Here is a 23,530-nt window from a genome sequence, read left to right on the forward strand (position 1 = left end):
GTGGCGCCGGTGAGTGATCCGCGAAAAATCTCACGGATCAAAAGTTTTAGGCGTTGGTGCTTGCCTGAGCCGTGATGGCCTCGAGGACCGCGAGCACCGTTTGTTCGAAGTCAAGATCCGAGGAATCAACTGTTGCAACACCATCTGCTGCAACAGTGAAGTTCACTACCGTCGAGTCCTTGGCATCACGTGCAAGCACCTGGGCCTCGAGTTCGGCCTCCGACTGCGTGCCACCGAGCTGAATGCCACGGCGGCGCAGGCGCGCCTCCTCGGAGGCGGTGAGCAGGATGCGGGCATCGGCGTCCGGGGCCACCACCGTGGTGATGTCGCGGCCCTCGGCAATGATGCGTTCGTTGGCCTCGATAATGGCGCGCTGGCGGGCGACAAGCTCCGCGCGTGCCTCAAGGTTCGTGGCAACCGCCGAGACTGCCTCGGAGACAAATGGCTCGCGGATCGTTTCGGTGACATCGGTGCCGTGGATGGTGATTTTTTCAACATCCGGGTCAAGCGAGATGAACAAGTCTGCCGCCTTGACCGCAGCGGCAACGGCTGCGGCGTCGGACAGATCGGTGCCGGCATCAAGTGCATGCCAGGTCACCGCGCGGTACATCGCACCGGTGTCAAGGTAGACGGCGTTTAACCGGCGTGCTGCCTCCTTGGAGACAGAGGACTTGCCACTGCCCGAGGGGCCATCGATGGCTACAACGATTCTCTGCATTACTGCACTACCTTCCATCCAAGTGCGCTAAGCACCGTGACTAATTCTTCGCGTCGACCCGGAATGACCGAAACATCGACGAGTCCCACTTGGTGTCCCGCCGAGTGTTCCACGCGCACATCTTCTACGTTGATTCCCGCATCGCCGATTTCGGTCAGCAGCTTGGCTACCTGACCGGGCTTATCCTGCACCACGATTGTCACAAGCGCGAACGCCTGCGGTGGGGCACCGTGCTTACCCGGAATGCGGGCCTGACCGGCATTGCCTTCCCCCATCAACTGGGCAAGATCAAGTAACGCGCCGGGTCCGGTGGGGTTTTCCAGCGTGCCAATGAGGCGTTCAAGGTCCTCATGCATGCCGCGCAGGATGGGCACCAGGGATCCAGCATTGTGGCTCAGGATCTGAATCCACAACTTGGGATCCGATGCTGCAATACGGGTTGTATCGCGCAAGCCATTACCGGCCAGGGCCAGCGAGTGACCCGGTGCGTTCATCAGCCGTGAGGCGATCAATGATGAGGCAACCTGCGGAAAGTGCGAGATCAATGCCACCGAGGCGTCATGATCTTGCGCATTCATGCGTGCCACCGAGGCACCTAGGTCAATGGCAAGCGCCTCGGCGGTCTTGATTGACTGGCCACGAGTACCGGTGTGTGGGCAGATGACCCACGGCATGGAGGTGAAAAGTTCACCACGTGCCGCCGCCGGACCGGACTTTTCACGTCCGGCCATCGGGTGGGTGCCCACATAGCGGGTCAGGTGTTCATCGGTGATCCGTGGATCGGCCTGCACACCGGCAAGGATTGATTCCTTGACGCTGGCAATATCGACAACCGTTGCGCTCGGGTAGTCAAGCAGTGCCTGAGCTACCACCGAGGCCGTAACATCGGGCGGGGCACCCACGACCACAAGCTCGGGAGCCAGCGGGCGCCCAGCGTTGAGGATGGTGCCGGCGCCAATGTCTTGGGCGACGATTTGTGCGCTGGGCGAGGGATCGGAAAGCCAGACGTTTAGTCCGCGCTGTCTAAGCCCCAGCCCAACGCTGGTGCCCAGCAGCCCGGTGCCGATGACCAAAATGGGTCCGGCCAGGTGCGTGGTGGGCATAAGTTCTTACATCCCTACCAATGAGAGCAGGTGTCCGACTTCCTGGTTACCCAGTGGACGGATGGTGCCCTGCTTCTGATCACCCAGGCGGATCGGGCCCACCTGGACGCGCACCAGACGGGTGACCGGGTGGCCAACAGCATCAAAGAGGCGGCGAACAATGCGGTTACGGCCCGAGTGCAAGATGACCTCAACCAGTACGTGACCCGGGGTCGAGTCGATCAGGCGGAAGGAGTCAACCGACTGCCAACCGTCTTCGAGCTTGATGCCCTTCTTCATCTGGGCTCCAATGCCGGTGGCCATCGGGCCACGAACCTGTACCAGGTAGGTCTTGGGGACCTCGTAGGAAGGGTGTGAGAGGCGGTTTGCCATCTCGCCATCGTTGGTCAGCAGCAGCAGACCTTCGGTCTGGTAGTCAAGACGACCAACGTGGAAAAGACGCGTCTGGGACTGCTTGCGCACGAAGTCTGCAATGCACTTGCGACCTTCGGGGTCTTCCATGGTGGAGACCACGTTGCGTGGCTTGTTGAAGACGTAGTACTTCATTTCTTCGTTCAGCTGCAGGCGCATGCCATCCACGTGCACGGTGTCGCGCTCGGGGTCGATGCGAATGCCAAGCTCGGTGACCAGCGAACCGTTGACCTCAACGCGTGCGGCAAGGATCATTTCCTCACAGACACGGCGGGAGGCAACTCCCGCGTTGGCCATGACCTTCTGCAGGCGTACGCCCTCAAGATCTGACTGTGCTGCCTGTGCGCGGGCGCGATGAGTTGGACGGTTGGGGTTTGCCGGCTTGACCGGGCCCAGGTTCTGTCCGAAGCGTTCCTTGCCAAAGGCCTTAGGACCGCTGTACTTCTTGCCGCCGGTGCCGGCTCCGGTCTTCTTGCCCTGCTTGGGGCCACCGTGTGCCTTGGACCATGAACCCTGTGAGGATTCGTCGCCGCGTTCGGAGCTGGAGCGCGGGTTTGAGTTCGAGCGGCCTGCGCCTGCTGCTCCACGTCCACGGCCTTGGCCGGAACCTTGTGGACGCTGGTTGCCGCGGCCTGAGCGCGATCCCTGGGTCATGATCTGTCCTTATGTTGTTTCGTGGTTCATCGACTTACTCAAGGTAAGTCGACGTCAAATTCGTCAATGTCGCCGACTCCGGGAAGATGCGGGGAAAGCAAGGGCAGCTCGGAAACGCTACCCAGCCCCAATCTTTCCAGAAAATACGAGGTGGTCTGATACAACGTGGCCCCACTTTCACCCTCATCGGGTGCCTCATGGATCAGCCCGCGCGTGAGTAAGGTGCGCACCACTGAATCGACATTAACCCCACGAATCGCCGCAATTCTCCCGCGAGATACGGGTTGCCGGTAGGCGATTACTGCCAAAGTTTCCAGGGCAGCCTGGGTCAGTCTTGCCGTTTGACCGTCGATGACGAAGCGTGAAACAAAGGGAGCAAATTCACTCCTGGAGAAGATGCGCCATCCGCCGGCCAATTCGCGTAGCTCAAAACCACGCTGTGTATCCCCTCCATCATACTGTGCCCGCAAGCCGATAAGGGCCGCTGTGACGCGTTCCTCACCGACCTCGAACACCTGCGCAAGCGCGGTGGCGCTGATGGGTTCATCGATCACCATCAGGATCGATTCGATTCCCGCGCTCAGTCCCCCGGGCAGCTCATCGATTGCGGGCACGCTGGCCGCATCCCCGAGGGGTGTTGCTGGTTGGCTCATGCCCCGTACGCTCCGAGTTCTTCTAGTTCGCTTCGCGGTTTTAGCTCCACGCCTTGCAGTGCTGCCCCGTAGTCGTCATTCAGGCTTGCAATATCCCAGCTTGCCGCGGCTTTGCTGGGGCTTTGGTTCCAGGTGACCTGGAGGGTATCCATTGGTGCGTTTTGCGAGAAGCTAATGACTGACTCGCGGTACATTTCCAGCAGTGCAAGGAATCGCACGACAACCACCAGATGACTTTCGGCATCGGCGGTGAGTTCCGTGAAGGAGAGCGTGTGGCTCTCTTGGAGCAGCAGGCTCAGGATTGCTGCTTGCTCACGAACTGTGACATTTCCCCCATGCAGGTGAGCGATCCCCACCTCGGTCGGTGCCGCGGTCTTGGGTTCTAATGCGGCACGGGCAAGGGTTGCAAGCGCCTCGGGGGTCGTGTTGAAAATCAGTTCAGGTAAGAGCGCGGCAAAGTGTGCTTCGAGACCCACCTGGCGTGGGAACGATGCTGCTTCATCCGAAAATCGTTCACCTAGCCAACCGGCAGCATGTTTGAACGCCTTGTATTGAAGCAAACGGGCAAAGAGCAGATCGCGGGCCTCAAGCAGCGCCATGTCCTCGTCGTTTTCATCCTCGCTGCGCGGGAGTAGCCGTGCGGCTTTCAGGTCAAGCAGTGTTGAGGCGATGACCAAAAATTCCGTCGTTTCATCTAATGCCTTGGAGCCCGGTTGTTGCTGCAGGATCTTGATGTAGGCGATGAATTCGTCGGTCACCTCGGCCATCGCGATCTGCGTGATATCCATTTCACGTTTGGCAATCAGCGAAAGCAAAAGGTCAAAGGGGCCCGTGAAGTTGTTCAGCGAAAGCCGAAAGCCACCGGCCGACTCCTGATCTGGATTCGGCGCGGTGGCTTGAGGTACTGCGGGGTCCCTCATTACGGGGCGCCGCCACGGGCTATGAGTTCCTTGGCCAGTTGGCGGTAAGCCTCGGCGCCGGGGTGATTTGTCGCGTAAGAGGTGATGGGCTCGGCAGCAACGTTTGCATCGGCAAATTTGATGGTGCGACGAATGACTGTCTCAAAGACCGTGTCACCGAAGGCTTCGACCAGGCGTCCGACGACCTCACGGCCGTGCAGCGTGCGTGGATCATACATAGTGGCCAGCACGCCATCGATGGAAAGCGCCGGGTTCAACCGGTCTTGGACCTTCTCGATGGTTTCCACCAGCAGCGCCACCGCACGCAGGGCGAAGAACTCTGCGGTCAGCGGGATAATCACGCCGTGGGCCGCGGTTAGCGCATTGACGGTGAGCAGGCCAAGGGATGGCTGGCAGTCGATCAGCACGATGTCATAGTCATCGGTGACCGAACGCAGCGCCCGCTCAAGCACCTGCTCGCGGGCAACCTCGTTCACTAGCTGAACTTCGGCTGCCGAAAGGTCGATGTTGGCCGGAAGCAGATCGACGTTTTCAACATCGGTGGTGATGATCGCGTCGCGGATCTCGGTTTTGCGGTCCATCAATACGTTGTAGACGGTGACGTCTAGTTCGTGTGGGTTGGTTCCGAATCCTGCCGAGAGTGCACCCTGCGGGTCAAAGTCGACGAGCAAAACCTTGCGACCATATTCGGCAAGTGCCGCGGCGAGGTTAATGGTTGAGGTGGTTTTACCAACCCCGCCCTTCTGATTCACCATGGCGATGACGCGGGCCGGTCCGTGGGATTCCAGCGGTTGCGGCTCGGGGAATTCGCTTTGCGGTCGGCCCGTGGGACCCATTGGGGTCGGTTCCTTGAGCAGTCCTGCGCCCCGGGGCCTGATGCCCTGTTCCTCGCTCACGGTATTAACCACGCTTCCGTTCGTTGTGGGAATTGATTCCTCTTGCTTTAAGGGTAGCGTTTGCGCGTCATCGCGCCCGACACCTTGCTCGCGCCACGGCGAGCCTTCACCTTAAAGCTGAAGTCCAATGTTCATGCTGTTGGGGGCTCGTTTGCCGGTCTACAGCCCTCTTCTACCACCGTACAGGGTATTGCGCGTGCTCATTGAACGCCCCCCCTTACGCCCAGCCCCGGTTTCCCGAAACTCGGCGCCTGGGAACACCAAGCACAAAAACGTTGGCTGTCGTGCACCGGTTCTGGTGCACGACAGCCAACGAAAGAGCACGGCCGTTGCGTGGATATTAGTGTTCGTTGGACGTCAATGAGAGTTCATCGAAGGGACGATCCCCGGCCAGCACCGCGCGGGCCTGATCCATATCGATTTCCTTGGTCCACTTACCGATCAGCAGCGTTGCCACCGCGTTGCCGGTGAAGTTGGTCAGCGCGCGGGCCTCGGACATGAACTTATCGATGCCCACGATCACCCCCATGCCATCGAGCAATTCGGGGCGGTGTGACTGCAGACCAGCGGCAAGGGTTGCCAGCCCGGCACCGGTGACACCTGCGGCGCCCTTGGACGCGATGATCATGAAGACCAACAGGGAGATCTGTTCGCCGAGGTTCATGGGCATTCCCATGGCGGTGGAAACGAAAAGTGCGCTCATGGTCAGGTAGATGGCCGTGCCGTCAAGGTTGAAGGAGTAGCCGGTGGGAACCGTGATTCCCACTACCGGTTTGGAGACACCAACGTGTTCCATCTTGGCGATCAGGCGCGGCAGCGCGGACTCGGAGGAAGAGGTGGAGAAGATCAATAAGTACTCGCGGGCCAGATACTTCAGCAAAGCGAAGATGTTTAGTCCTGTCACGGCGCGTAGCAGCGAACCCAGAACCACCACGATGAACAGGGCACAGGTGGCATAGAAGGCACCCATCAGGATTGCCATGGAGCCGATGGCCGCCCAGCCGGTGGCACCAACAACGGCGGCGATGGCACCGAAGGCGCCGATCGGGGCGATCCACATGATCATCATCATGAGGCGGAAGACAACTGCCTGAATGTGTTTGATGCCGGTCAGCACCGGCTCACCGCTCTGACCCATTGACTGCAGTGCGAAGCCAACGAAGAGTGCAAGTACCAAGGTGGGAAGCACCGGGATGTCACCGGGAATCATTTCCAGCAAGAAATCGACGGTTGCATTTGAACCGCCAGCACCGCCGGCCTCATACTTTTCTAGTTTCAGACCTGCACCCGGGTGGATCAGGTTACCCACTACCAGGCCGATGGCCAGTGCGAAGGTTGACATGGTGATGAAGTACAGCAACGCAAGGCCACCGACCTTGCCAACCGTTGCGGCCTTGGCGATTGAGCCAATGCCCAAAACAATGGTGCAGAAGATGACCGGCGCGATGATCATCTTGATTAAGGCGACGAACCCGGTGCCCAGTGGCTTCAGTGCCTTGCCAACTTCCGGGGCCACCAGACCAATGGTTGCCCCGGCCACCACGGCGATGATGACCATAATGTAGAGCCAGTGCGTGCGGTCTTTCTTGACCGGCGCTTGTTCTGGGGCTATCGGTTCTGGTTCAAGAACATCTGTCGATGCTGGCGACGTTGCCATGCGCTGACTCCTTTGGAAGGTTTTGCTAAAAAGACACCGCCGCGGGGTTCCGGGGGGGGGTACTTTCCAATACTGGGGTCGACAGTGACGCAGATCTCGCTTGTGTTCATATTGTTCATACGCGGGTAACTCTTTGTTAGCCAACAGTGAGATATTTAAGTCTGCAGAAAGGTGCATAGTGTCGCTCAAGAACACGGCCACCACGTCCAAATCGCGTCCCAAGGGTTCATTCTCACTTGCTGCCCGAATTTTGGTCGTGCAGATCGGCCTAGTAACGATCATTGTGCTGTTGATCAGCGCGGCAAGCTACGTGACGACACGAAACCAAGCACATGATTTTGCCGCCAAACGCGTACTATCGGTTGCCGAAACTCTTGCCAATGACCCGTTCATCATCGGCACTTTGCAAGGCGCCGACCCGTCCCCCGCCCTGCAGAAACATGCCGAGCTCATTCGCACCACGGCATCGGTAGATTTCGTTACCATCATGGATCCCCAAGGAATCAGGTATACGCACCCGAATCCCGGGGAAATCGGTAAGAGCTATGTGGGAAGCACCAAAGAAGCACTCGCCGGCAACGCTCACATTGAAGATTTTGTAGGCACTCTTGGACCCTCGGTGCGCGCTGTAGTTCCGATCATCGATGCCGAGAATTCGATTATTGCGCTTATTTCGGTGGGCCTAACGTTGGAAAACCTCAACATCATTCAACTGGCGATTGTGCCCGTGATTCTCGGGGCCGGAGTCTTGGCCTTGGGTCTCGGTGCCCTTTTTGCCTATATGCTCAGCCGCTATCTGCACCGTGCGACGCTTGGTTACGGGCCCGAAGAGCTACGCAGGCTCTACGCCTATTATTTCTCCGCCTTGCATTCGCTCCGCGAAGGACTCGTATTAATCGATGGAAAGGGCCGTCTGGTTCTCCACAACGATCAGGCGGCACGGCTGTTAGGTTTACCCCCGGCAGGAACCCTGCGCCCCATGGCACTGGAAAAGGTTGGCCTGCCGGAAACTATCGAAGAGCTCTTTGCCTCGGGCCGACGGGTCACCGATGAAATTCATCTAACCCAAGACCGCGTACTAGTTATTTCGCAACAACGAGCCATGCAACCAGATGACTCGATAGCATCGAAGGGACGCTGGCCGCTCCGTCGCAAGGTAGTGACAAGCTCGCTGGGTGCTGTCGCCACGCTGCGTGATCACACAGAAGTTCAAGAACTCACCGGTGAGCTTGAATCAATGACCACACTTGCCGAGGCGCTTCGCGCGCAAACCCATGAGCACGCAAACCGCCTGCACACGGTTGCCACGCTCATTGAACTGGGACGCGAACGCGAGGCACTAGAATTCGCGGTTGCCGACAGACAAGAATCCCAACGGCTCACCGATGAATTTGTGCAAGCCATCGACGAGCCGTATCTGACTTCGTTATTGGTGGGTAAGGCAGCCCAGTCCCACGAACGAGGTATCACCTTGACCATGAGCGCATCGGGTCTACTCCCCAAGGGAGCCCTGGATGCCAAGGATCTTGTGACAATCACCGGGAACCTGCTTGATAATGCGTTTGATGCCGCGGCGGGTTCCGAATTGCGCCGGGTCTGGGCGGATTTTGCCGCAGATGAAGACACAGTGGTAATTTCCATTGCCGATTCCGGGCCGGGGCTTGATACGGATCTGCTTGAAGAATTTTTCAGGCTGGGCGCTTCATCTAAGCCCGTAGTTCCTGGCAGCGGGTCTCGAGGGCTGGGGCTTGCTCTGGTCCGCCAGGCGGTTGCCCGATTGGGTGGGAGTCTTGAAGTCGATAATGATGCCGGTGCAATCTTTACCGTCACGTTGCCGCTGCAGTTAAACCGACCCTTTGCCCAGCGGCGTTAGACTTCACCTTGGATCAGAGGGGTGCCTGGGCGAGAATAGTCCCCCCCCCAGCACCGGCTAGGCCCGCCACCTAAATTCAACGACGTGAAAGGATTTCACCACACCGCCATGGACTCTTCTACACGAGCATTCCGCGTCCTGGTGGTCGATGATGAAATCAGCACGGCTCAGGCACATGCAAGCTTTGTTTCGCGGCTTCCCGGTTTTGAAGTTTACGCAATAGCGCACACCGGTTCCGAAACATTCGCCGCACTGGCCAGCGCCACCGAGGCCGGCACACCCATTGATCTAGTGCTACTGGATATGAACCTTCCGGATTTACATGGGCTCGATGTTGCCAGGCGAGTACGTGGCAAGGGAAACACCGTCGATATCATCGCGATCACCGCGATCCGTGACCTCAACGTGGTGCGCACGGCAATTGCCACGGGAGTTACCCAGTATCTGATCAAGCCCTTCACCTTTGCCGCATTTAGTGAGAAACTCACCAATTACCGCGAATTTAGACTCAATCTGGGAACTGGCGGAGCTTCTGCCTCGCAGGCCTCGATAGACAATGCGTTTGCAGCATTGCGTTCGGCGGGCCCCACTCCCCTACCCAAGGGATTGATCCCCGAAACCCTTGGCGCCATAGGTGAGGTGCTCAAGACCTCGAGTGTAGCGCTCTCGGCCACCGAAGTTTCCGAGTCATTGAGCCTCTCCCGGGTCACCGCACGGCGCTATCTCGAGCATTTGGCCGAAACAAACCAGGCGAGCAAGGCCCCACGCCATGGCACCCGGGGACGGCCCGAATACGAGTATCGATGGCGTGTCAACAGCTAACCAACAAACAGCCAACTCCCCCTCGGCGAGCGCATGCTCTGCGCTGCGCCGTGGGAGCAGACTTCGTGACCTGGTTGTTTTCTCATCGATTACTAGTCTTAGGTGCCCTGCGGGCGCAGAAACGGCAGAAGATCGTCGATGACGCTTGAATCTTCGATCGTTGAGGGAACCACGTAGGGTTTGCCATCGGCGATCTGACGCATGGTTTTGCGTAGGATCTTGCCCGAGCGGGTCTTGGGCAGCGCCTCGACGATGCGCACCTCACGGAAGTCGGCGACCGGGCCGATATGTTTGCGAACCATTGCGATGAGTTCCCTGCTGAGGGTTTCTTCGTCGCTGCTCGCCCCGCTCTTGAGCACCACGTAGCCGGAGGGGCGCTGGCCCTTGAGTTCATCGACAACGCCGATGACCGCGCATTCGGCCACCGCCCGGTGGGCACCGAGTATTTGTTCCATGGCACCGGTGGAGAGTCGGTGTCCCGAGACGTTGATGACGTCGTCGGTGCGGCCCATGACAAAGAGGTAGCCGTCTTGATCCAGATATCCCGAATCTCCCGTGGTGTAGTACCCGGGGAAGGCTTCGAGGTAGGTGGCGATGAATCGTTCATCGTTTCCCCAGAGGGTGGCCAGGGTTCCCGGCGGTAGGGGAAGTTTGATCACGATGTTCCCTTCCGCGCCGGCGGGTAGTGGTTCGCCGAAGGAGTCAAGAATTTCTACCTGATATCCGGGGACCGGAACCGTTGGCGAACCGGCCTTGCATTCCATGAGTTCTAGCCCGACGGGGTTTGAGGCAATGGGCCAGCCGGTTTCGGTCTGCCACCAGTTATCGATCACCGGGACTCCCAGAGCATCGCGAGCCCAAGCATAGGTGTCCGGGTCTAGGCGCTCGCCGGCAACAAAGAGTGCCTTGAGGGATCCAGTGTTGTGTTCGGCCAGCAGGTCCGCCTGCGGGTCTGCCTTGCGAATGGCACGTAGGGCGGTAGGAGCCGTGAAGAAGACATCAATGTTGTGCTCATCGATCAGGCGCCAGAAGGCACCGGCATCCGGGGTGCCCACGGGCTTGCCCTCATAAAGTACCGTGGTGGCTCCGGCGATCAGTGGTCCGTACACAATATAGGAGTGTCCCACCACCCAGCCGACATCCGAGGCGGTGAGCATTGTTGCCCCGGGGCCGACCCCGTAGATGTTGCGCATTGAGTAGTCCATGGCCACCGCATATCCGCCGGTATCGCGCACTACTCCTTTGGGTGCGCCGGTCGTTCCGGAGGTGTAAAGAATGTAGAGCGGGTGGGTTGCTGCAACGGGAACCGCGTCTGCGGGTTGTGCTGTGGCAACCAGCTGTTCCCAGTCGTGCCAGGTAGCGGAGCTTTCAGAGTATTCGGTTCGCTCGTGGGCAAAGCCCTCACGGTGGGCAACGATAACCGTTGGTACCTTGTGGGTTGCCTGATTCATGGCTTCTTCGATGGCGGGTAGGTATTCGATCCGGCGAGTTGGCTCGATACCTCCAGAGGCGGTAATGATGGCGGCAGGTGTTGCGTCATCGATGCGAGCGGATAGTTCCTTGGGTGCGAAGCCACCGAAGACTACCGAGTGAATGGCACCCAGACGAGCGCAGGCAAGCATGGCGATGTGCGCCTGCGGGATCATTGGCAAATAGATCAGCACCCGATCCCCCTGCTTGACGCCATGGGCGCGCAACGCTCCGGCAAAATGGGCAACCTCGGCTAAAAGTTCTGAGTAACTGAATCGCTGCTTGATGCCGAGCACCGCGGAATCGTAGATTAGCGCCGTTGAAGCTCCACGCCCGGCAAGCACGTGCCTATCTAGTGCGTTGTAGGAAATGTTGAGTATGCCATCGGGGTACCAGCCGTAGATTGGTGCGCGCGTTTCGTCGATGGCGGTAGTGGGTTTGGTGCCCCAGTCCAGGTGTTCTGCAGCGGAGAGCCAGAAGCTTTCCGGGTCAGCGCATGCTGCGGCATAGGTTTGTGCGTACGTCGCTGCCATGGTGGAACCTCTTTGTTCTTCGGTGCTGTTATTTTTGTGCGTACTGACTCACCAAAGAGCATATGACGTACGACACAAGTTTTCAACGCTTTTGTATACATTGAAGCGACTTACTCGCACTGAGTGGGACTGAACCCGTGACAATCTTCCACTTCTGTATACAATGAGTTGCATGAGGGCAAGCGATAAGGCCTACGAGGCACTGAGAACGGACATCGTCGAATGGCGACTACGTCCCGGTACGGTTTTGGGCGAAGTAGAGCAGGCAGAACGCTTGGGAGTCTCACGCACTCCCCTGCGTGAGGCACTGGCCCGCCTGAGCGCAGATGGACTTGCCGTTCAACTGCGCGGACGCGGCACGGTAGTCTCCGACGTATCTTTTGAACACGTCGATGACCTCTTTGCCTTACGCCGAGCCCTGGAAGTTGAATCGGCACGAATCGCCGCTACCCAGGGAGATCCGGCGATATTCGCCTCACTACGTGATCGGTTCCTGGAAGCCAGATCCAGCATCTCTGGACAAGCTGCCAACCGTGAGTCCTACTACCTGCTGGCCGCCGAACTCGACCAGTGCATCGATGAAGCCGTCAACAACCGCTATATCGAACAATCCCTGCGCTCACTACGCGTCCACCTAGCTCGCGTACGCCGACTCGCCCAAGACGACCCCCAACGCCTTGCCACCTCGGCGAGCGAACATGCTGCAATCGCCGAGGCCATCGCGGCACAAAACCCGCAGATTGCCGTCGCAGCAACGCAACTGCATTTGCACCACAGCCTTGAACACATCAAAAACCATGCCGGCTCCGAAAGGGACACCTCCAAATGATTAACCACCCAGTACGCGTGTACCGCAGTGAAGAAAACCTTGCCCGCGAGGATCAGCTCGCACACAAGATCGCGGTTGTCGCCACCGATCCGGTAGAGGTTACCGTCGAGGTCACCGACATGATCATCAACCGCATTATCGATAACGCCTCTGTCGCCGTAGCCTCGCTGAACCGCGGCCCGATCATCGCTGCCCGTGCCCAGGCACTGACCCACGCACCGTCAACCGGTGGCAGCGGCGCCTCGGTCTTCGGCATCACGGAAAAGGTCTCCCCCGAGTGGGCAGCTTGGGCCAACGGCGTTGCAGTACGCGAACTCGACTACCACGACACCTTCCTGGCCGCCGATTATTCGCACCCAGCCGATAACATCCCACCAATTCTTGCCGTGGCTCAGCACACCGGCGCCTCGGGCAAGGACCTGTTGCGCGGCATCGCCACCGGTTATGAAATCCAGGTCAACCTGGTCAAGGCCATCTGCCTGCACAAGCATAAGATCGACCACGTGGCGCACCTGGGCCCCTCGGCCGCCGCCGGCATCGGCACCCTGCTGGGCTTGGACACCGAAACCATCTTCCAGGCCGTGGGCCAGGGCCTACACACCACCACCGCCACCCGCCAGTCCCGCAAGGGCGAAATCTCCACCTGGAAGGCCCACGCTCCGGCCTTCGCCGGCAAAATGGCCGTCGAGGCGGCAGACCGTGCCATGCGCGGCCAGACCTCACCGGTGCCGATCTATGAGGGTGAAGACGGCGTTATTGCCTGGATGCTCGATGGCACCGAGGCCGCCTACGAGGTTCCACTGCCGGCCGCTGGCGAAGCCAAGCGCGCCATCATGGACACCTACACCAAGGAACACTCGGCCGAATACCAGGCGCAGGCCTGGATCGACCTGGCACGCAAGCTCAACCGCGAACACCCCGAGGCCACCGATGCCAAGAATGTCGCCTCAATCCTGATCAAGACCAGCCACCACACCCACTACGTGATCGGTTCGGGCGCCAACGATCCGCAGAAGTACGATCCAACCGCCAGCCGCGAGACCCTTGATCACTCGATCCCGTACATCTTTGCCGTGGCCCTGCAGGACGGTTCATGGCACCACGTAGATTCCTACGCCCCCCAGCGTGCCGGGCGCCCGGACACCGTGGAATTGTGGAACAAGGTCACCACCGAGGAAGACGCGGAGTGGACCCGTCGCTACCACTCGCTGGATATTAGCGAAAAGGCCTTTGGTGGCTCGGTAGTCATTACCCTGACCGACGGCACCGTCATCACCGATGAAATCGCCGTGGCAGATGCGCACCCGCTGGGCGCTCGTCCATTCGCTCGCGAACAGTACATCAACAAGTTCCGCACCCTGGCCACCGGCCTGGTCGAGGAAGCGGAAATCAACCGCTTCATCGCCGCCGCAGAAAACCTTGTAAACCTCGGCGCAGGTGAACTGGATCAGCTGAACATCATTGCAGCACCGGGTCTGATCGACCTGGCCGCAGCACCCAAGGGCCTGTTCTAATGTTGTACTCACATATCACCCCGGAGCAGAAACGCGTAGCTTTACGCTCTATGCTCACCCCGGGAGCCGCACGCCAATTCCCCGGCGCCTTCAACCCGCTTTCGGCGCGCTTGATCGGCGAAAAGGGCTTTGACGGTGTCTACATCTCCGGTGCCGTGCTGGCCAATGATCTGGGCCTGCCGGATATTGGGCTGACCACACTCACCGAGGTGGCAACCCGGGCCGGACAGATCGCCCGCATGAGCGACCTGCCGGCCCTGGTGGACGCTGATACCGGATTTGGCGAGCCAATGAACGTGGCACGCACCATCCAGGAACTCGAGCACGCGGGCCTTGCCGGCTGCCATATCGAGGACCAGTTCAACCCCAAACGCTGTGGCCACCTGGACGGCAAAAACGTTGTTGACCTAGACACCATGGTCAAGCGCATTGCCGCCGCCGCCGATGCACGCCGCGATCCTAACTTCGTGATCATGGCGCGCACCGATGTGCGCGCCGTGGAAGGACTGGATTCGGCGATCAATCGTGCCAAGGCACTGGTTGATGCCGGAGCCGATGCCATCTTCCCCGAGGCCATGAAGGACATCACCGAATTTGAAGCCGTGTGTAATGCGGTTGATGTTCCGGTGCTGGCCAATATGACCGAATTCGGGAAGTCGGCACTGTTCACCCGCCAGCAGCTTGCCGATGTTGGTGTTGCCATGGTGATCTACCCAGTCACGCTTTTGCGTAGCGCCATGGGTGAAGCCGAACGTACGCTTGATGCAATTGCTGCACACGGAACGCAGGAATCGGCTGTAGATTCAATGTTAACCCGTGCACGACTATATGAACTTGTCGACTATGAGGCGTACAACCGCTTTGATACCGGCATCTTCAACTTCCAGGTCCCGGATCTGGATATCGATTCAAACAACGCGAATCTGTAGGAAACAGGAGCGAGCGATGACTGAAACAACAGAGATTAAGAAGGGCCTTGCCGGCGTAGTCGTCGATTACACCGCAATCTCCAAGGTCAACCCGGACACCAATTCACTGCTCTACCGCGGATACCCGGTCCAAGACCTGGCCGCTTCGAAGAGCTTTGAAGAGGTAGCACTGCTGCTGTGGACAGGTGAGCTTCCCAGCGAAATCGAACTCACCGACTTTGTTGCTGCAGAACGTGCCGGACGCGCACTTGCAGCAAATGTGAAAGCAGCAATTGATTTGCTGCCCACCGATTGCCACCCCATGGATGTTGGACGCACCGCGGTCTCGGTGATCGGTGCCAACCATGCACTGGCCCAGGATTCTTCTCCGGAGGCCGAGCTCATTAAGGCCAAGGAACTGTTCGCGGCATTCCCCGCGATTGTCGCCTACGATCAGCGCCGTCGCCGTGGCCTAGGAGTCATCGAGCCACGCGAAGATCTTGACTATTCACAGAACTTCTTGTGGATGACCTTTGGTGAGGAGGCAGCACCGGAAGTTGTCGATGCGTTTAGGGTTTCGATGGTGCTCTACGCCGAGCACTCATTCAATGCCTCGACTTTCACCGCACGCGTGGTGACCTCGACGCTTTCGGATCTGCATTCGGCGGTCACCGCAGCCATTGGTGCTTTGAAGGGACCACTCCACGGCGGGGCCAACGAGGCAGTCATGCACACCTTCGAGGAAATCGGGATAGATAAAAACGAGTCTCGCGAGGATGCTGCGGCCCGGGCCAAGGCCTGGATGGAAGAAGCTCTTGCCGCCAAGAAGAAGGTCATGGGCTTCGGCCACCGTGTTTACAAGAACGGTGACTCCCGAGTTCCGACCATGAAGGCTGCACTGGATAAGATGATCGCTTACTACGATCGTGGCGAAATGCTGGGCTTGTATGACGGTCTAGAAGCCGCGATGGATGAGGCCAAGGCCATCAAGCCAAACCTCGATTATCCGGCCGGTCCGACTTATCACCTGATGGGCTTTGACACGGACATGTTCACCCCGCTGTTCATTGCTTCACGCATTGTTGGCTGGACGGCCCACATTGCAGAACAGCGTGCCTCAAACGCGTTGATTCGTCCGCTTTCGGCCTACAACGGCCCGGAACAACGAGCCTTCTAAATCGAGACGCTCGAACAAACATAAAGTAGGGGATGGAACTTTGTTTCTGTCCCCTACTTTATGTTTCCCCCTCCGACTCGCGCCGGTTGCTACCCCACCCATATGCATTGGTCCTCAATAGCTGAATATGCTTATGCCACCCCAAGGGTGCGTCCAGCGGGCCAATGCGTGGCCGATCCGTAATCCGGTTTTTTCCCCGTGCAAGGGAGGACAGGTGTCTGCGCTACAAGACGCACCCGTGCCTCGAGCCGGTCCAAGGCCGGAGAACCTGCAATCCCCAGCTCAAGGTTGGCCCGGCGACGAAATCCTACGATTGCCTGCAACGCGGAGATGCATTGGCCCAAGCCCAAGTGCGCCACCACCATAATTTCAAGCGACGTTTCATCAAGCACATCTAGGTATAGACCCTGAACCGCGGATTCAACCGCTGCGTTGTAGTCGCAACAAGCCAGTGCCGTAAGAGCCACGCGGTGCCAATAGGTGATTCGGGCCCGCTGTAATCGGGACTGCTCTTCTATTACCCAGTCCTCATACCAGCCCAACAATAAGGAGTCGGTACCCGGGAGCCGTAAGCTTTCGTGAGTATTGGTGTTTCCCAGTATTTGCCATTCCTGGTGCAGGTCTACCCACGCATGCGGTGCCAGCCCCAGTGCGTGCCGATCCGCCCGAATCAGCCCCGGCAATTCACTGCTCACCTTGTGGATGCTGACGCGCAAGTTATCAAGTGCGCAGTGCTCCGGCGATTCTGGCCATAGCATTCCTGCCACGAGCTCACGCCGGCAACTTCCTTGCACCGCCAAAAAGGCAAGTAGCCGCTGCTGACGCGTAGACACTTCGATGTTTCGGTCATTGCCCCACAGTTCCCACGAGGGCATTAGATGTAGCCGAAAATCAGTTAGACCACGATCGATTTCAACACTCACGGTGTATCGCACCCCCTCTTTTATACCGCAATCGGCCCCTTTGTAAGCGATACCACCACTCGAATCGTCCGCCCGTCGCGAGTGTAGGTCAAGACGCTGGCGCAACCGATTCGGCAGGAGGATGAAACATTGAGGCACCGATGCGTTGTGCGGCAATCAATGCGGCATCCGCACCGTCAATCAACAGCTGCTGGCGCTGAACGTCAAGCACCGGTTTTAGTGCAGCGAACGAAAGACGGCCGCCCTCATCAAAACGCAACATCCCACCGCCACGCAGCAATACCGCAGATGAGCAACGCAGACCTAATTTGCGGGCCGCTGATTGGGTGAGCCGTAGTTCTTGGACGAATGATGCCTCAATTTCTGCAACTGTGAACCCGTCGGGGCTCAGCCGGAGGCTGGGACGGACTCGATCAACGATGATCCGAGCCGTCGGATCAATTTTTGCCGCATTCATGAGCACCGGGTTATCCCAGATGAAGCGCAACACCTCGTCCGGATCCGCGCCCAGTGCGGAGAGCCGGATCGGATAATTTAAATGCTGAAGCGCACTCATACCATCCATCGTTACCTGTGGATCGACAATGATGCCGACCTCGGAAAAACAGGCGCGTAGGGTGCCACGATAGTTACGTTCATCCTGCGGGACCACTACAGCGTCCGCTGCCAAGATCCCGCGCAGTAGATCTTCCCAGCTCACATCAACCGGGGCCATATAGGAAAGTCCACGCAAGATCATGTTCAGTACCCGCTGCCCGATCTGAGCACCTGAGCGCGCCACCTGATTGATGCTTGCCCGTCCCCCGGGGCGGCCCAACTCTGCGCGCCACAATCGCAGGACGGTTGCCAATACCGCATGAACAACTCCCGCGGCACGCCGATGCGGTTCAACGTCGGTGCGCCAATTAGTGGGAGGAACGCCGGACAGCGGATCGCGTGCTGCCCGGCCGTGGCTGAAGAGATTATCTGCAAAGCTGAAAAGCCCGCTGGCCAAAAGCATCGAATCAATTGACTCTAACGGCGTCCCAGATAAGGCAAGTTGGCTTGAAATCAGCTTTTCGACCACGGATTCGGCGGCAAAGACCCCAAGCATTGCCAAAAGGTCGGCGAGCGCTTCATGTAAGGCAAGTTGGTCGGCCCCTGCCTGCGCATCGGCCCAGCGTGGGCGATAACCATCGAGCACGGCATGGGTTACCTCGTGGGCCACCAAATCCCGGTATAGCACTAAGGGGAGTTTATGTTGGTGCCGGGAATCTTCGATCAAGCCAAATCTGATGGAACAGTCGGATCGCGTGTATCCGGTGTTTTGGTAGGCGATCTTGTCATTTGCATACAGCGTGAGTCGTCCGCCATTGGCCCAGCTCATCCGTCGTCCCAGGGCACGTTCAAAGGAGGCAAGGGTATGTGCTGCAACCGCGTAGGCTTGTTGGGCTAAGAAGCGCCGATCTATTGGCAAGCCCGCTGATTCTAGTGCTGGTGGGACATCGCTGGCTCCCCAATCGCCGTTTCCTAGTATCTGGTTTTCCCGGCGCCCGCGTGCGCCTACAACCACTACTTCCAGCCGGGCTCCCACCGGTCCGGTGAGTAACCTTTCGTTGGGGACCCGTAATACCTGTTGCATCACTTTCCCCGTGGCATCGAGTGAATGTGGACCTTGGGCCAGCACCGTCAGCGGGCTCAGGTCCCCGGCACGGTGGGGAGCAAGGGTTGGCACTTGGTTTACCCCGCAAGCTTCACAAAGCTGCTCCCCCATGGGGTGGACTTTGCCGCGACCGGGCCTTCCAGCTGGGCACGCTGATCGAAGCGCCCGGCGGTCAGAGCCTTGGAGACAACTCCCAGTAGTGCACGGCGGCTGCGGGCCGGGTCGCTCCGCAATTCTTCAAGCAAATAGTAGGTAAACGCTCCGTTGTAGCGTCCGTCGAATACTGCGTCGGCCGAGGTTTGGTCTGATCGGCAGCCGGCAAGCAGCACCGGACGAGTGCCGCGCGAGGTACGAGAGACCAAATCGCGGAAGGCCCGATGATCGGCAGTTGCCGTCAGGTCCAGGCCGATCGGAGTCGGTGGGGGCAAGAAACGTGGACGGCGTCCGGGAAGCAGATCCAGGGCTTTGAGCCCCGTACCGCTGTGGCAGGTATCGAGGACCACTTCGAGCAAGAGGTTAGGAGCGCTCCTGGCGAAGAGTGCGTGCAGCTCATCATCGGAAATGAGGGTTGCCGGATCCCATTGGTCTCCTGCCTGGTTCAGGTCATAGGTGGCAAATGCCTCGTCCGCTTGATCAGTTTCGTCTCCCGAGGTATCTGGAATCTGTGTCCCGTGGCTTGAGAAGGTAAAGACAATATGTTTGAGCCCATCGTTTTCGGCCCGTTCCATGGCTGCCCCCAGCCGACTCATGACTGCATCCTTGGTAGCAGCGGCGTCGGTGAGCACCTCTATTTGGTCATTGGCAAAGCCGAAGCCTTGCCCCAATAACGCGGCAAAGTCGTTTGCGTCGTTGACACAACCGTTGAGCCATGAACCTTTAGGAAGGTTTTGGAATTCGTTAATACCCACGCACAATGCGTAGCGATCCCCCTTACGGAGCTGTTGGGCACTGGCGAATACCGGTACTGGCACCGAGGCCAGGGATGAGATCTTCTCGGGGCTTTCCAGGGGTCTACTTGCGGCGTAGTCAATGACGTCTTCGCGGCCCAATACCCGGCAGACAACGCTGGTCATGGTGTTGGCATCATTATCGAAGGAGCCATGTGATGAGGCATCACTGCGCGAAGATTTTGGGCCGCTGGTTGTGCGCGACCAGATTGCACCGGCTTGAGCCGTGCCAAAGAGCCCGGTGAGCTGGCTATCGGCCGCAACCGATTCGGCCAGCCCTAGGATGGGGGTGGTTGGTTCAACTTCCAGGGCGGCACGAATTAAACACAGCAAGGATCGCTTATATACGCCGATGACGTTGTCGTCTTCTTCAAGTTCTGCGTTCATGGAAAACATACTGAGCTGCTCGACTCCATGTGCTGCGCCCAGTAGCGGCATAAGGCGTGCCTTGAAGTCACCTACGGTAATTGCCGGGGCAAGTAGTTGAAGTGTTGTGAATCCGGTACCAGCTTCGAGTCCCGCATAAGCTGGCAGAAAGTAGGAGTGGAAGATTGACCCTGCCGAATGCCCCGCTGCATGGAGTTGGACTGCCTGCGGGTTGGCTGAGACGAAGTCGGCAAGTGCTCGCGCCACAAATAGAGCACCACCATCTTCGGCTACCGATTGGGCGGCACTAAGTTTCATCTGCCCCCAGATCTTGGGTCCCACTGGCCTAGCCAACAGCTCAAAGGCCTTATTCCACGCGTCCTGTAGGAAGCCACGTTCCTCAGGGATCCCGAGTTCTATATCCCTCGAGGGAGCACCCAGCAGTGAACCGATGGCATCAAAGAGACCTGTTTCCCAAATAAAGAAGATTGGGTAGACCCCATTGGCTAACCACCAAGGAATTTGAGCTACAGCCCCCGTGAGTCCGTCGGTTTCGTTGACCAAACCACCATGAGCCCAGAACATCAGGGGAACGTCTCGGCCCCCATGTGCAGCCACGAATTCCGGTAGGTGGCTACCGAAGATCGCTGAGATGTCTTCGGGGGTCGTACGCAGTTGTCCACCACTTGAGAACCTGCCATCGGCGAGGTTAATCAGGTGTGGTTTGAGGGCTTGGAGATCGATTCCGGCAGGAAGTGCGCGTAGCGCGTCCCGATCCGTCGTTGCTCCGCTCGCCCCGCTGATTAGCAATACCATTGCTCCACTCCGTTCGGGCGAAATGCGGCAGATACCGCTCTAGGAGTATGCCCATCTATGCATTACCGGAGCATTATTGATCCGCGTGGCGTATAGCTAAGCGCAGGAAGTGGGCCCTTCCACGTTCCGCGCTAGTCCCGTATTGATAACGCGGCTCGTACTATGGATAACAGGAGAGGCCCCCGTTGCAGCTACTGTCGGTAGACCAGAAGGAGGTGAAAGGTCGGACCCGTACCGCGCCATTTAGGAACCCATCAGCTTAGATTTCAGTGAAGAAAATTCCGCGTCGGTAAGCTGTCCATTTGAATGAAGCTGCGCTAACAGCGCCAGATCTTGAACCAAGGTACGTGCACCGAGTTGTTCGCGCTGTTCAACGATCTTTACCCGGTGCTTTGCGCTTGTGTGCCCTTTGACGAAGTGTTTGGGTGAGGTACTGTTCGTGCTCCGGCGTAGAAACAGCACAGTAAAAACCAACATGAGTAGCACCAAGGCGAACACCAGTCCTGCCGAATTCAGCAAGGGTGCATTGACCACGCTCATCAAAGCCAAACCGCCAAAAACTGCCACCACAATCATCAAGATCAGCAGTACTCGGAGGGTTTCCCTCAAGAACTTTGGGGATACCCGGAAGGCGATTTCCGTATCGGGAGCTGGTATCTGGTTCATATCGTCAGGATACGTTTGAACGCGATTATTGGCCAGAGCCAAAGGTTCCTGCACGTGGCGTGAACTTGTGCAGGAACCTTTGGCGTCAGAGGGTTTAGCGTCGTGAGTGCGCCGCTCAGCCTGCTTTTGGCTTGAGTTTTAGGCTGGCGGCAACCTTCTGGGCGTCCATGTACTCGGGTGAGTTCAGATAGGCATCCCGTTCGGCCTGGTTCTTAAATCCCATGGGGGCGATCCACTCACTGACTTTTACCTTTTTTCCTTGGATGTCAACGAAGTAGCCATATACAGCGCAGTCATCGCCGGAGGCCGGCAAGTCCCCGGGGAACAGCCCAACTTGCGATATCGGAGCACTCCCATCGGAAGGGATTAAGGTCATCAGCGCCAGTTTCATCGGCCCCGCATCGGCTACAACACCACTAGGTGACTCACCATCCAGTCGATACGTTCCTGTCGAGGTACATTGATCTGATCCTACGATTTCTGCAGGGTCGGCAATCGTCATGGAAACGACCGTTTTTCCGCGCGCATCAGAGAATTCCAAGTCATACCAGGCGGCTTTCTCGGGACTGTTTTTTGCCTGGCCTGTCATCTGGTTCTTGTCTGAGTCATACATTAGTTCGCGTTCTTTCCACCCCGGATGAGCCATCGAGAGCACGTTGTTCTCGTATGTCTCAAAATCGGTTGAGGCAAACTTTCCCGTCCACGAAGGAGTATCGGGACCGAGCAGCTTCCTGATAATCGTCTCATCGAGTCCTAAATCTTTGATGCGACCGGCTTGGTCAGGCTTAATCGGCCAGTTATCAAGGCTTCCCATGCCTCGTAACTGTGGCCACGAAAGGAGCGGGAAGCCATCTCCATGGATGGATCCTGGATTGTCCTTTTCGAGGATTCTCCATGTTTCGTCCTTCCATTTGGCGATCAGGATGCCCCGGCCACCGTTGAATCTTTCGAGCCATGCGATGGCAAGGTCGCTTGTTTGAATCGCGGCAGTCCCCTCTACGCACCCGGCGATGGGGAACATTTTCGGATTGTTCGGCAACGCTTCTTCTGTGCCATCGGCCAATTTGATTTTGATGGTTTGCAAATCCAAGGCATTGCACGCTGCCGAATCCTCAAAGTACACGCTTGGATGAGCGGGGATTAGAGAATTGGGAAGCGAGTCCTCGGGGGTGGATCCCGTACTGGGAGTTTCGGTTTCTTTGATTGCGGGGCCAGCCGGGCCAGCATCTAAGGGCGCCTGCCACGGGGACCAGACGATGATCCCGGCGGTAACTGCAGCAACAGCAGTTCCAATAACAAACGCCCGCCAACCATTGGTGCGTTTGCTGCGTTTGGTTGACACAGGGTTTTGGGTGAAGACTGGTGCCGGGTCTCGCAGATCCAAGGGACCTGGGCCGCCGATGTTGTTGCGCTTGGCTGGGTCCGCGTTTGTCATAAGATTTTCGAAGTTATCCATTAGTTGCTGCCACCTTTCAGCATGCTCGATGGCGCCTTGCGTTCAAAGGCTTTGCGTGCCCGGAAAAGACGCGATTTGATTGATTCGAGGGAACAACCTAGTACAGACGCGATTTCGGTTGTAGACAGTCCATCCCAATAGGTGAGCATGAGGACTTCTCGGTCCTTCTCACGGAGTGTTTCGAGGATCGCTTGCACCTGTTCACCTAGCTCTGAGCCGTTCTCCGGCCGTTGTGCAAGGTGCTGCTCTGTGGCCTTACGGGCCAGCTGCTTTTCGCGGTTCAGGGCCCTAAGTTCGTTACTGACCAGCTTTTTGGCTGTAACCAAGAGCCACGGCAAGGCTTCGGGTCCCAAGGGGATATTCCGATGCCAAGCGAGTCGAAATACGTCGTTCGTAATCTGCTGAGCAGAATCGATATCTAAGATCCTGCGATACGTAAACCGGTAAACATTCTGTGAGTACAGCCGATGGAGTTCCTCCACATCGGGCCTGTCAGGTGCATCAACATCCGACTGCGTCCGTGTCTCCATGTTCCCCTCCCCTAGGTTCAGGGCCAGCGTTGTTGCCTACCCTTTA

The 23,530-nt window shown here is 58.1% G+C and carries 20 protein-coding genes; 6 read left to right on the plus strand and 14 right to left on the minus strand.

What is annotated here, in order from left to right; translation table 11 throughout:
• Positions 1–46: 46 nt before the first annotated feature.
• The 7 genes from cmk to CQ018_RS16675 all read right to left on the minus strand — a co-directional run bounded on the left by cmk (position 47) and on the right by CQ018_RS16675 (position 7,012).
• Positions 47–718, minus strand: coding sequence for a (d)CMP kinase (gene cmk / locus CQ018_RS16645; protein WP_181149955.1), 672 nt, complete (start codon positions 716–718; stop codon positions 47–49).
• Positions 718–1,821 (minus strand): prephenate dehydrogenase, encoded by a 1,104-nt coding sequence (locus CQ018_RS16650; protein ID WP_105551140.1) that lies wholly within the window; start codon positions 1,819–1,821, stop codon positions 718–720. Before CQ018_RS16650 ends, cmk begins: the two co-directional genes overlap by 1 nt.
• Before the next feature lie 6 nt (positions 1,822–1,827).
• Positions 1,828–2,886 carry a pseudouridine synthase gene (locus CQ018_RS16655; RefSeq protein ID WP_105551141.1) on the minus strand — a complete coding sequence of 353 codons (1,059 nt, stop codon included), beginning with the start codon at positions 2,884–2,886 and terminating at the stop codon, positions 1,828–1,830.
• A 38-nt stretch (positions 2,887–2,924) separates the two neighbouring features.
• On the minus strand, positions 2,925–3,539 hold the full coding sequence (scpB, locus tag CQ018_RS16660; RefSeq protein ID WP_105551142.1) for an SMC-Scp complex subunit ScpB: 615 nt from the start codon (positions 3,537–3,539) through the stop codon (positions 2,925–2,927).
• On the minus strand, positions 3,536–4,459 hold the full coding sequence (locus CQ018_RS16665; protein WP_105551143.1) for a ScpA family protein: 924 nt from the start codon (positions 4,457–4,459) through the stop codon (positions 3,536–3,538). The genes scpB and CQ018_RS16665 overlap by 4 nt, the downstream gene beginning before the upstream one ends.
• The gene (locus CQ018_RS16670) at positions 4,459–5,355 is read right to left on the minus strand and encodes a ParA family protein (RefSeq protein WP_374954215.1); all 897 of its coding nucleotides are present in this window, start codon (positions 5,353–5,355) and stop codon (positions 4,459–4,461) included. Before CQ018_RS16670 ends, CQ018_RS16665 begins: the two co-directional genes overlap by 1 nt.
• A gap of 340 nt (positions 5,356–5,695) precedes the next feature.
• Positions 5,696–7,012, minus strand: coding sequence for a cation:dicarboxylate symporter family transporter (locus CQ018_RS16675; protein WP_181149956.1), 1,317 nt, complete (start codon positions 7,010–7,012; stop codon positions 5,696–5,698).
• 178 nt (positions 7,013–7,190) lie between these two features.
• Here CQ018_RS16675 and CQ018_RS16680 point away from each other — a divergent pair, with 178 nt between their 5' ends.
• Positions 7,191–8,885: a sensor histidine kinase gene (locus tag CQ018_RS16680; RefSeq protein WP_258142666.1), complete on the plus strand. Its 1,695-nt coding sequence runs from the start codon at positions 7,191–7,193 to the stop codon at positions 8,883–8,885.
• 108 nt (positions 8,886–8,993) lie between these two features.
• Positions 8,994–9,707 (plus strand): response regulator, encoded by a 714-nt coding sequence (locus CQ018_RS16685; protein WP_105551145.1) that lies wholly within the window; start codon positions 8,994–8,996, stop codon positions 9,705–9,707.
• 98 nt (positions 9,708–9,805) lie between these two features.
• Here CQ018_RS16685 and CQ018_RS16690 read toward each other — a convergent pair whose 3' ends face one another.
• A complete protein-coding gene (locus CQ018_RS16690) occupies positions 9,806–11,710 on the minus strand; it encodes an AMP-binding protein (protein WP_105551146.1) in 1,905 nt (634 codons plus the stop codon).
• 172 nt (positions 11,711–11,882) lie between these two features.
• Here CQ018_RS16690 and CQ018_RS16695 point away from each other — a divergent pair, with 172 nt between their 5' ends.
• The 4 genes from CQ018_RS16695 to CQ018_RS16710 are packed head-to-tail and all read left to right on the plus strand — an operon-like array spanning position 11,883 to position 16,138.
• Positions 11,883–12,539, plus strand: coding sequence for a GntR family transcriptional regulator (locus tag CQ018_RS16695; RefSeq protein WP_105551147.1), 657 nt, complete (start codon positions 11,883–11,885; stop codon positions 12,537–12,539).
• Positions 12,536–14,053 carry an MmgE/PrpD family protein gene (locus tag CQ018_RS16700; protein ID WP_105551148.1) on the plus strand — a complete coding sequence of 506 codons (1,518 nt, stop codon included), beginning with the start codon at positions 12,536–12,538 and terminating at the stop codon, positions 14,051–14,053. Before CQ018_RS16695 ends, CQ018_RS16700 begins: the two co-directional genes overlap by 4 nt.
• Positions 14,053–14,982 (plus strand): methylisocitrate lyase, encoded by a 930-nt coding sequence (gene prpB / locus CQ018_RS16705; RefSeq protein WP_105551149.1) that lies wholly within the window; start codon positions 14,053–14,055, stop codon positions 14,980–14,982. Before CQ018_RS16700 ends, prpB begins: the two co-directional genes overlap by 1 nt.
• Positions 14,983–14,998: 16 nt before the next feature.
• Positions 14,999–16,138: a bifunctional 2-methylcitrate synthase/citrate synthase gene (locus CQ018_RS16710; protein ID WP_105551150.1), complete on the plus strand. Its 1,140-nt coding sequence runs from the start codon at positions 14,999–15,001 to the stop codon at positions 16,136–16,138.
• A 131-nt stretch (positions 16,139–16,269) separates the two neighbouring features.
• Here CQ018_RS16710 and CQ018_RS16715 read toward each other — a convergent pair whose 3' ends face one another.
• The 6 genes from CQ018_RS16715 to CQ018_RS16740 all read right to left on the minus strand — a co-directional run bounded on the left by CQ018_RS16715 (position 16,270) and on the right by CQ018_RS16740 (position 23,484).
• Positions 16,270–17,061 (minus strand): hypothetical protein, encoded by a 792-nt coding sequence (locus CQ018_RS16715; protein ID WP_146111938.1) that lies wholly within the window; start codon positions 17,059–17,061, stop codon positions 16,270–16,272.
• Between the two features lie 88 nt (positions 17,062–17,149).
• The gene (locus CQ018_RS16720; RefSeq protein ID WP_146111939.1) at positions 17,150–18,775 is read right to left on the minus strand and encodes a hypothetical protein; all 1,626 of its coding nucleotides are present in this window, start codon (positions 18,773–18,775) and stop codon (positions 17,150–17,152) included.
• A gap of 5 nt (positions 18,776–18,780) precedes the next feature.
• Positions 18,781–20,832 (minus strand): caspase family protein, encoded by a 2,052-nt coding sequence (locus CQ018_RS20620; RefSeq protein WP_258142667.1) that lies wholly within the window; start codon positions 20,830–20,832, stop codon positions 18,781–18,783.
• Positions 20,833–21,075: 243 nt separating this feature from the next.
• Entirely contained in the window at positions 21,076–21,498 is a 423-nt protein-coding gene (locus tag CQ018_RS16730; protein ID WP_146111940.1) for a hypothetical protein, read from the minus strand.
• 115 nt (positions 21,499–21,613) lie between these two features.
• Positions 21,614–22,954 carry a hypothetical protein gene (locus tag CQ018_RS16735; RefSeq protein WP_105551154.1) on the minus strand — a complete coding sequence of 447 codons (1,341 nt, stop codon included), beginning with the start codon at positions 22,952–22,954 and terminating at the stop codon, positions 21,614–21,616.
• Positions 22,954–23,484, minus strand: a complete 531-nt coding sequence (locus CQ018_RS16740) for an RNA polymerase sigma factor (protein ID WP_105551155.1) — start codon at positions 23,482–23,484, stop codon at positions 22,954–22,956. Before CQ018_RS16740 ends, CQ018_RS16735 begins: the two co-directional genes overlap by 1 nt.
• Positions 23,485–23,530: the final 46 nt, after the last annotated feature.

Origin of the sequence: Arthrobacter sp. MYb227 (genome assembly GCF_002975435.1) — a bacterium.
Taxonomy (GTDB): Bacteria; Actinomycetota; Actinomycetes; order Actinomycetales; family Micrococcaceae; genus Paeniglutamicibacter.

Excerpts from the sequence above, each read along its gene's own strand:
- cmk (WP_181149955.1), bottom strand. The coding sequence starts at position 718 with ATGCAGAGAATCGTTGTAGCCATCGATGGCCCCTCGGGCAGTGGCAAG.
- CQ018_RS16650 (WP_105551140.1), bottom strand. The coding sequence starts at position 1,821 with ATGCCCACCACGCACCTGGCCGGACCCATTTTGGTCATCGGCACCGGG.
- CQ018_RS16655 (WP_105551141.1), bottom strand. The coding sequence starts at position 2,886 with ATGACCCAGGGATCGCGCTCAGGCCGCGGCAACCAGCGTCCACAAGGT.
- scpB (WP_105551142.1), bottom strand. The coding sequence starts at position 3,539 with ATGAGCCAACCAGCAACACCCCTCGGGGATGCGGCCAGCGTGCCCGCA.
- CQ018_RS16665 (WP_105551143.1), bottom strand. The coding sequence starts at position 4,459 with ATGAGGGACCCCGCAGTACCTCAAGCCACCGCGCCGAATCCAGATCAG.
- CQ018_RS16675 (WP_181149956.1), bottom strand. The coding sequence starts at position 7,012 with ATGGCAACGTCGCCAGCATCGACAGATGTTCTTGAACCAGAACCGATA.
- CQ018_RS16685 (WP_105551145.1), top strand. The coding sequence starts at position 8,994 with ATGGACTCTTCTACACGAGCATTCCGCGTCCTGGTGGTCGATGATGAA.
- CQ018_RS16690 (WP_105551146.1), bottom strand. The coding sequence starts at position 11,710 with ATGGCAGCGACGTACGCACAAACCTATGCCGCAGCATGCGCTGACCCG.
- CQ018_RS16695 (WP_105551147.1), top strand. The coding sequence starts at position 11,883 with ATGAGGGCAAGCGATAAGGCCTACGAGGCACTGAGAACGGACATCGTC.
- CQ018_RS16700 (WP_105551148.1), top strand. The coding sequence starts at position 12,536 with ATGATTAACCACCCAGTACGCGTGTACCGCAGTGAAGAAAACCTTGCC.
- prpB (WP_105551149.1), top strand. The coding sequence starts at position 14,053 with ATGTTGTACTCACATATCACCCCGGAGCAGAAACGCGTAGCTTTACGC.
- CQ018_RS16710 (WP_105551150.1), top strand. The coding sequence starts at position 14,999 with ATGACTGAAACAACAGAGATTAAGAAGGGCCTTGCCGGCGTAGTCGTC.
- CQ018_RS20620 (WP_258142667.1), bottom strand. The coding sequence starts at position 20,832 with ATGGTATTGCTAATCAGCGGGGCGAGCGGAGCAACGACGGATCGGGAC.
- CQ018_RS16730 (WP_146111940.1), bottom strand. The coding sequence starts at position 21,498 with ATGAACCAGATACCAGCTCCCGATACGGAAATCGCCTTCCGGGTATCC.
- CQ018_RS16735 (WP_105551154.1), bottom strand. The coding sequence starts at position 22,954 with ATGGATAACTTCGAAAATCTTATGACAAACGCGGACCCAGCCAAGCGC.
- CQ018_RS16740 (WP_105551155.1), bottom strand. The coding sequence starts at position 23,484 with ATGGAGACACGGACGCAGTCGGATGTTGATGCACCTGACAGGCCCGAT.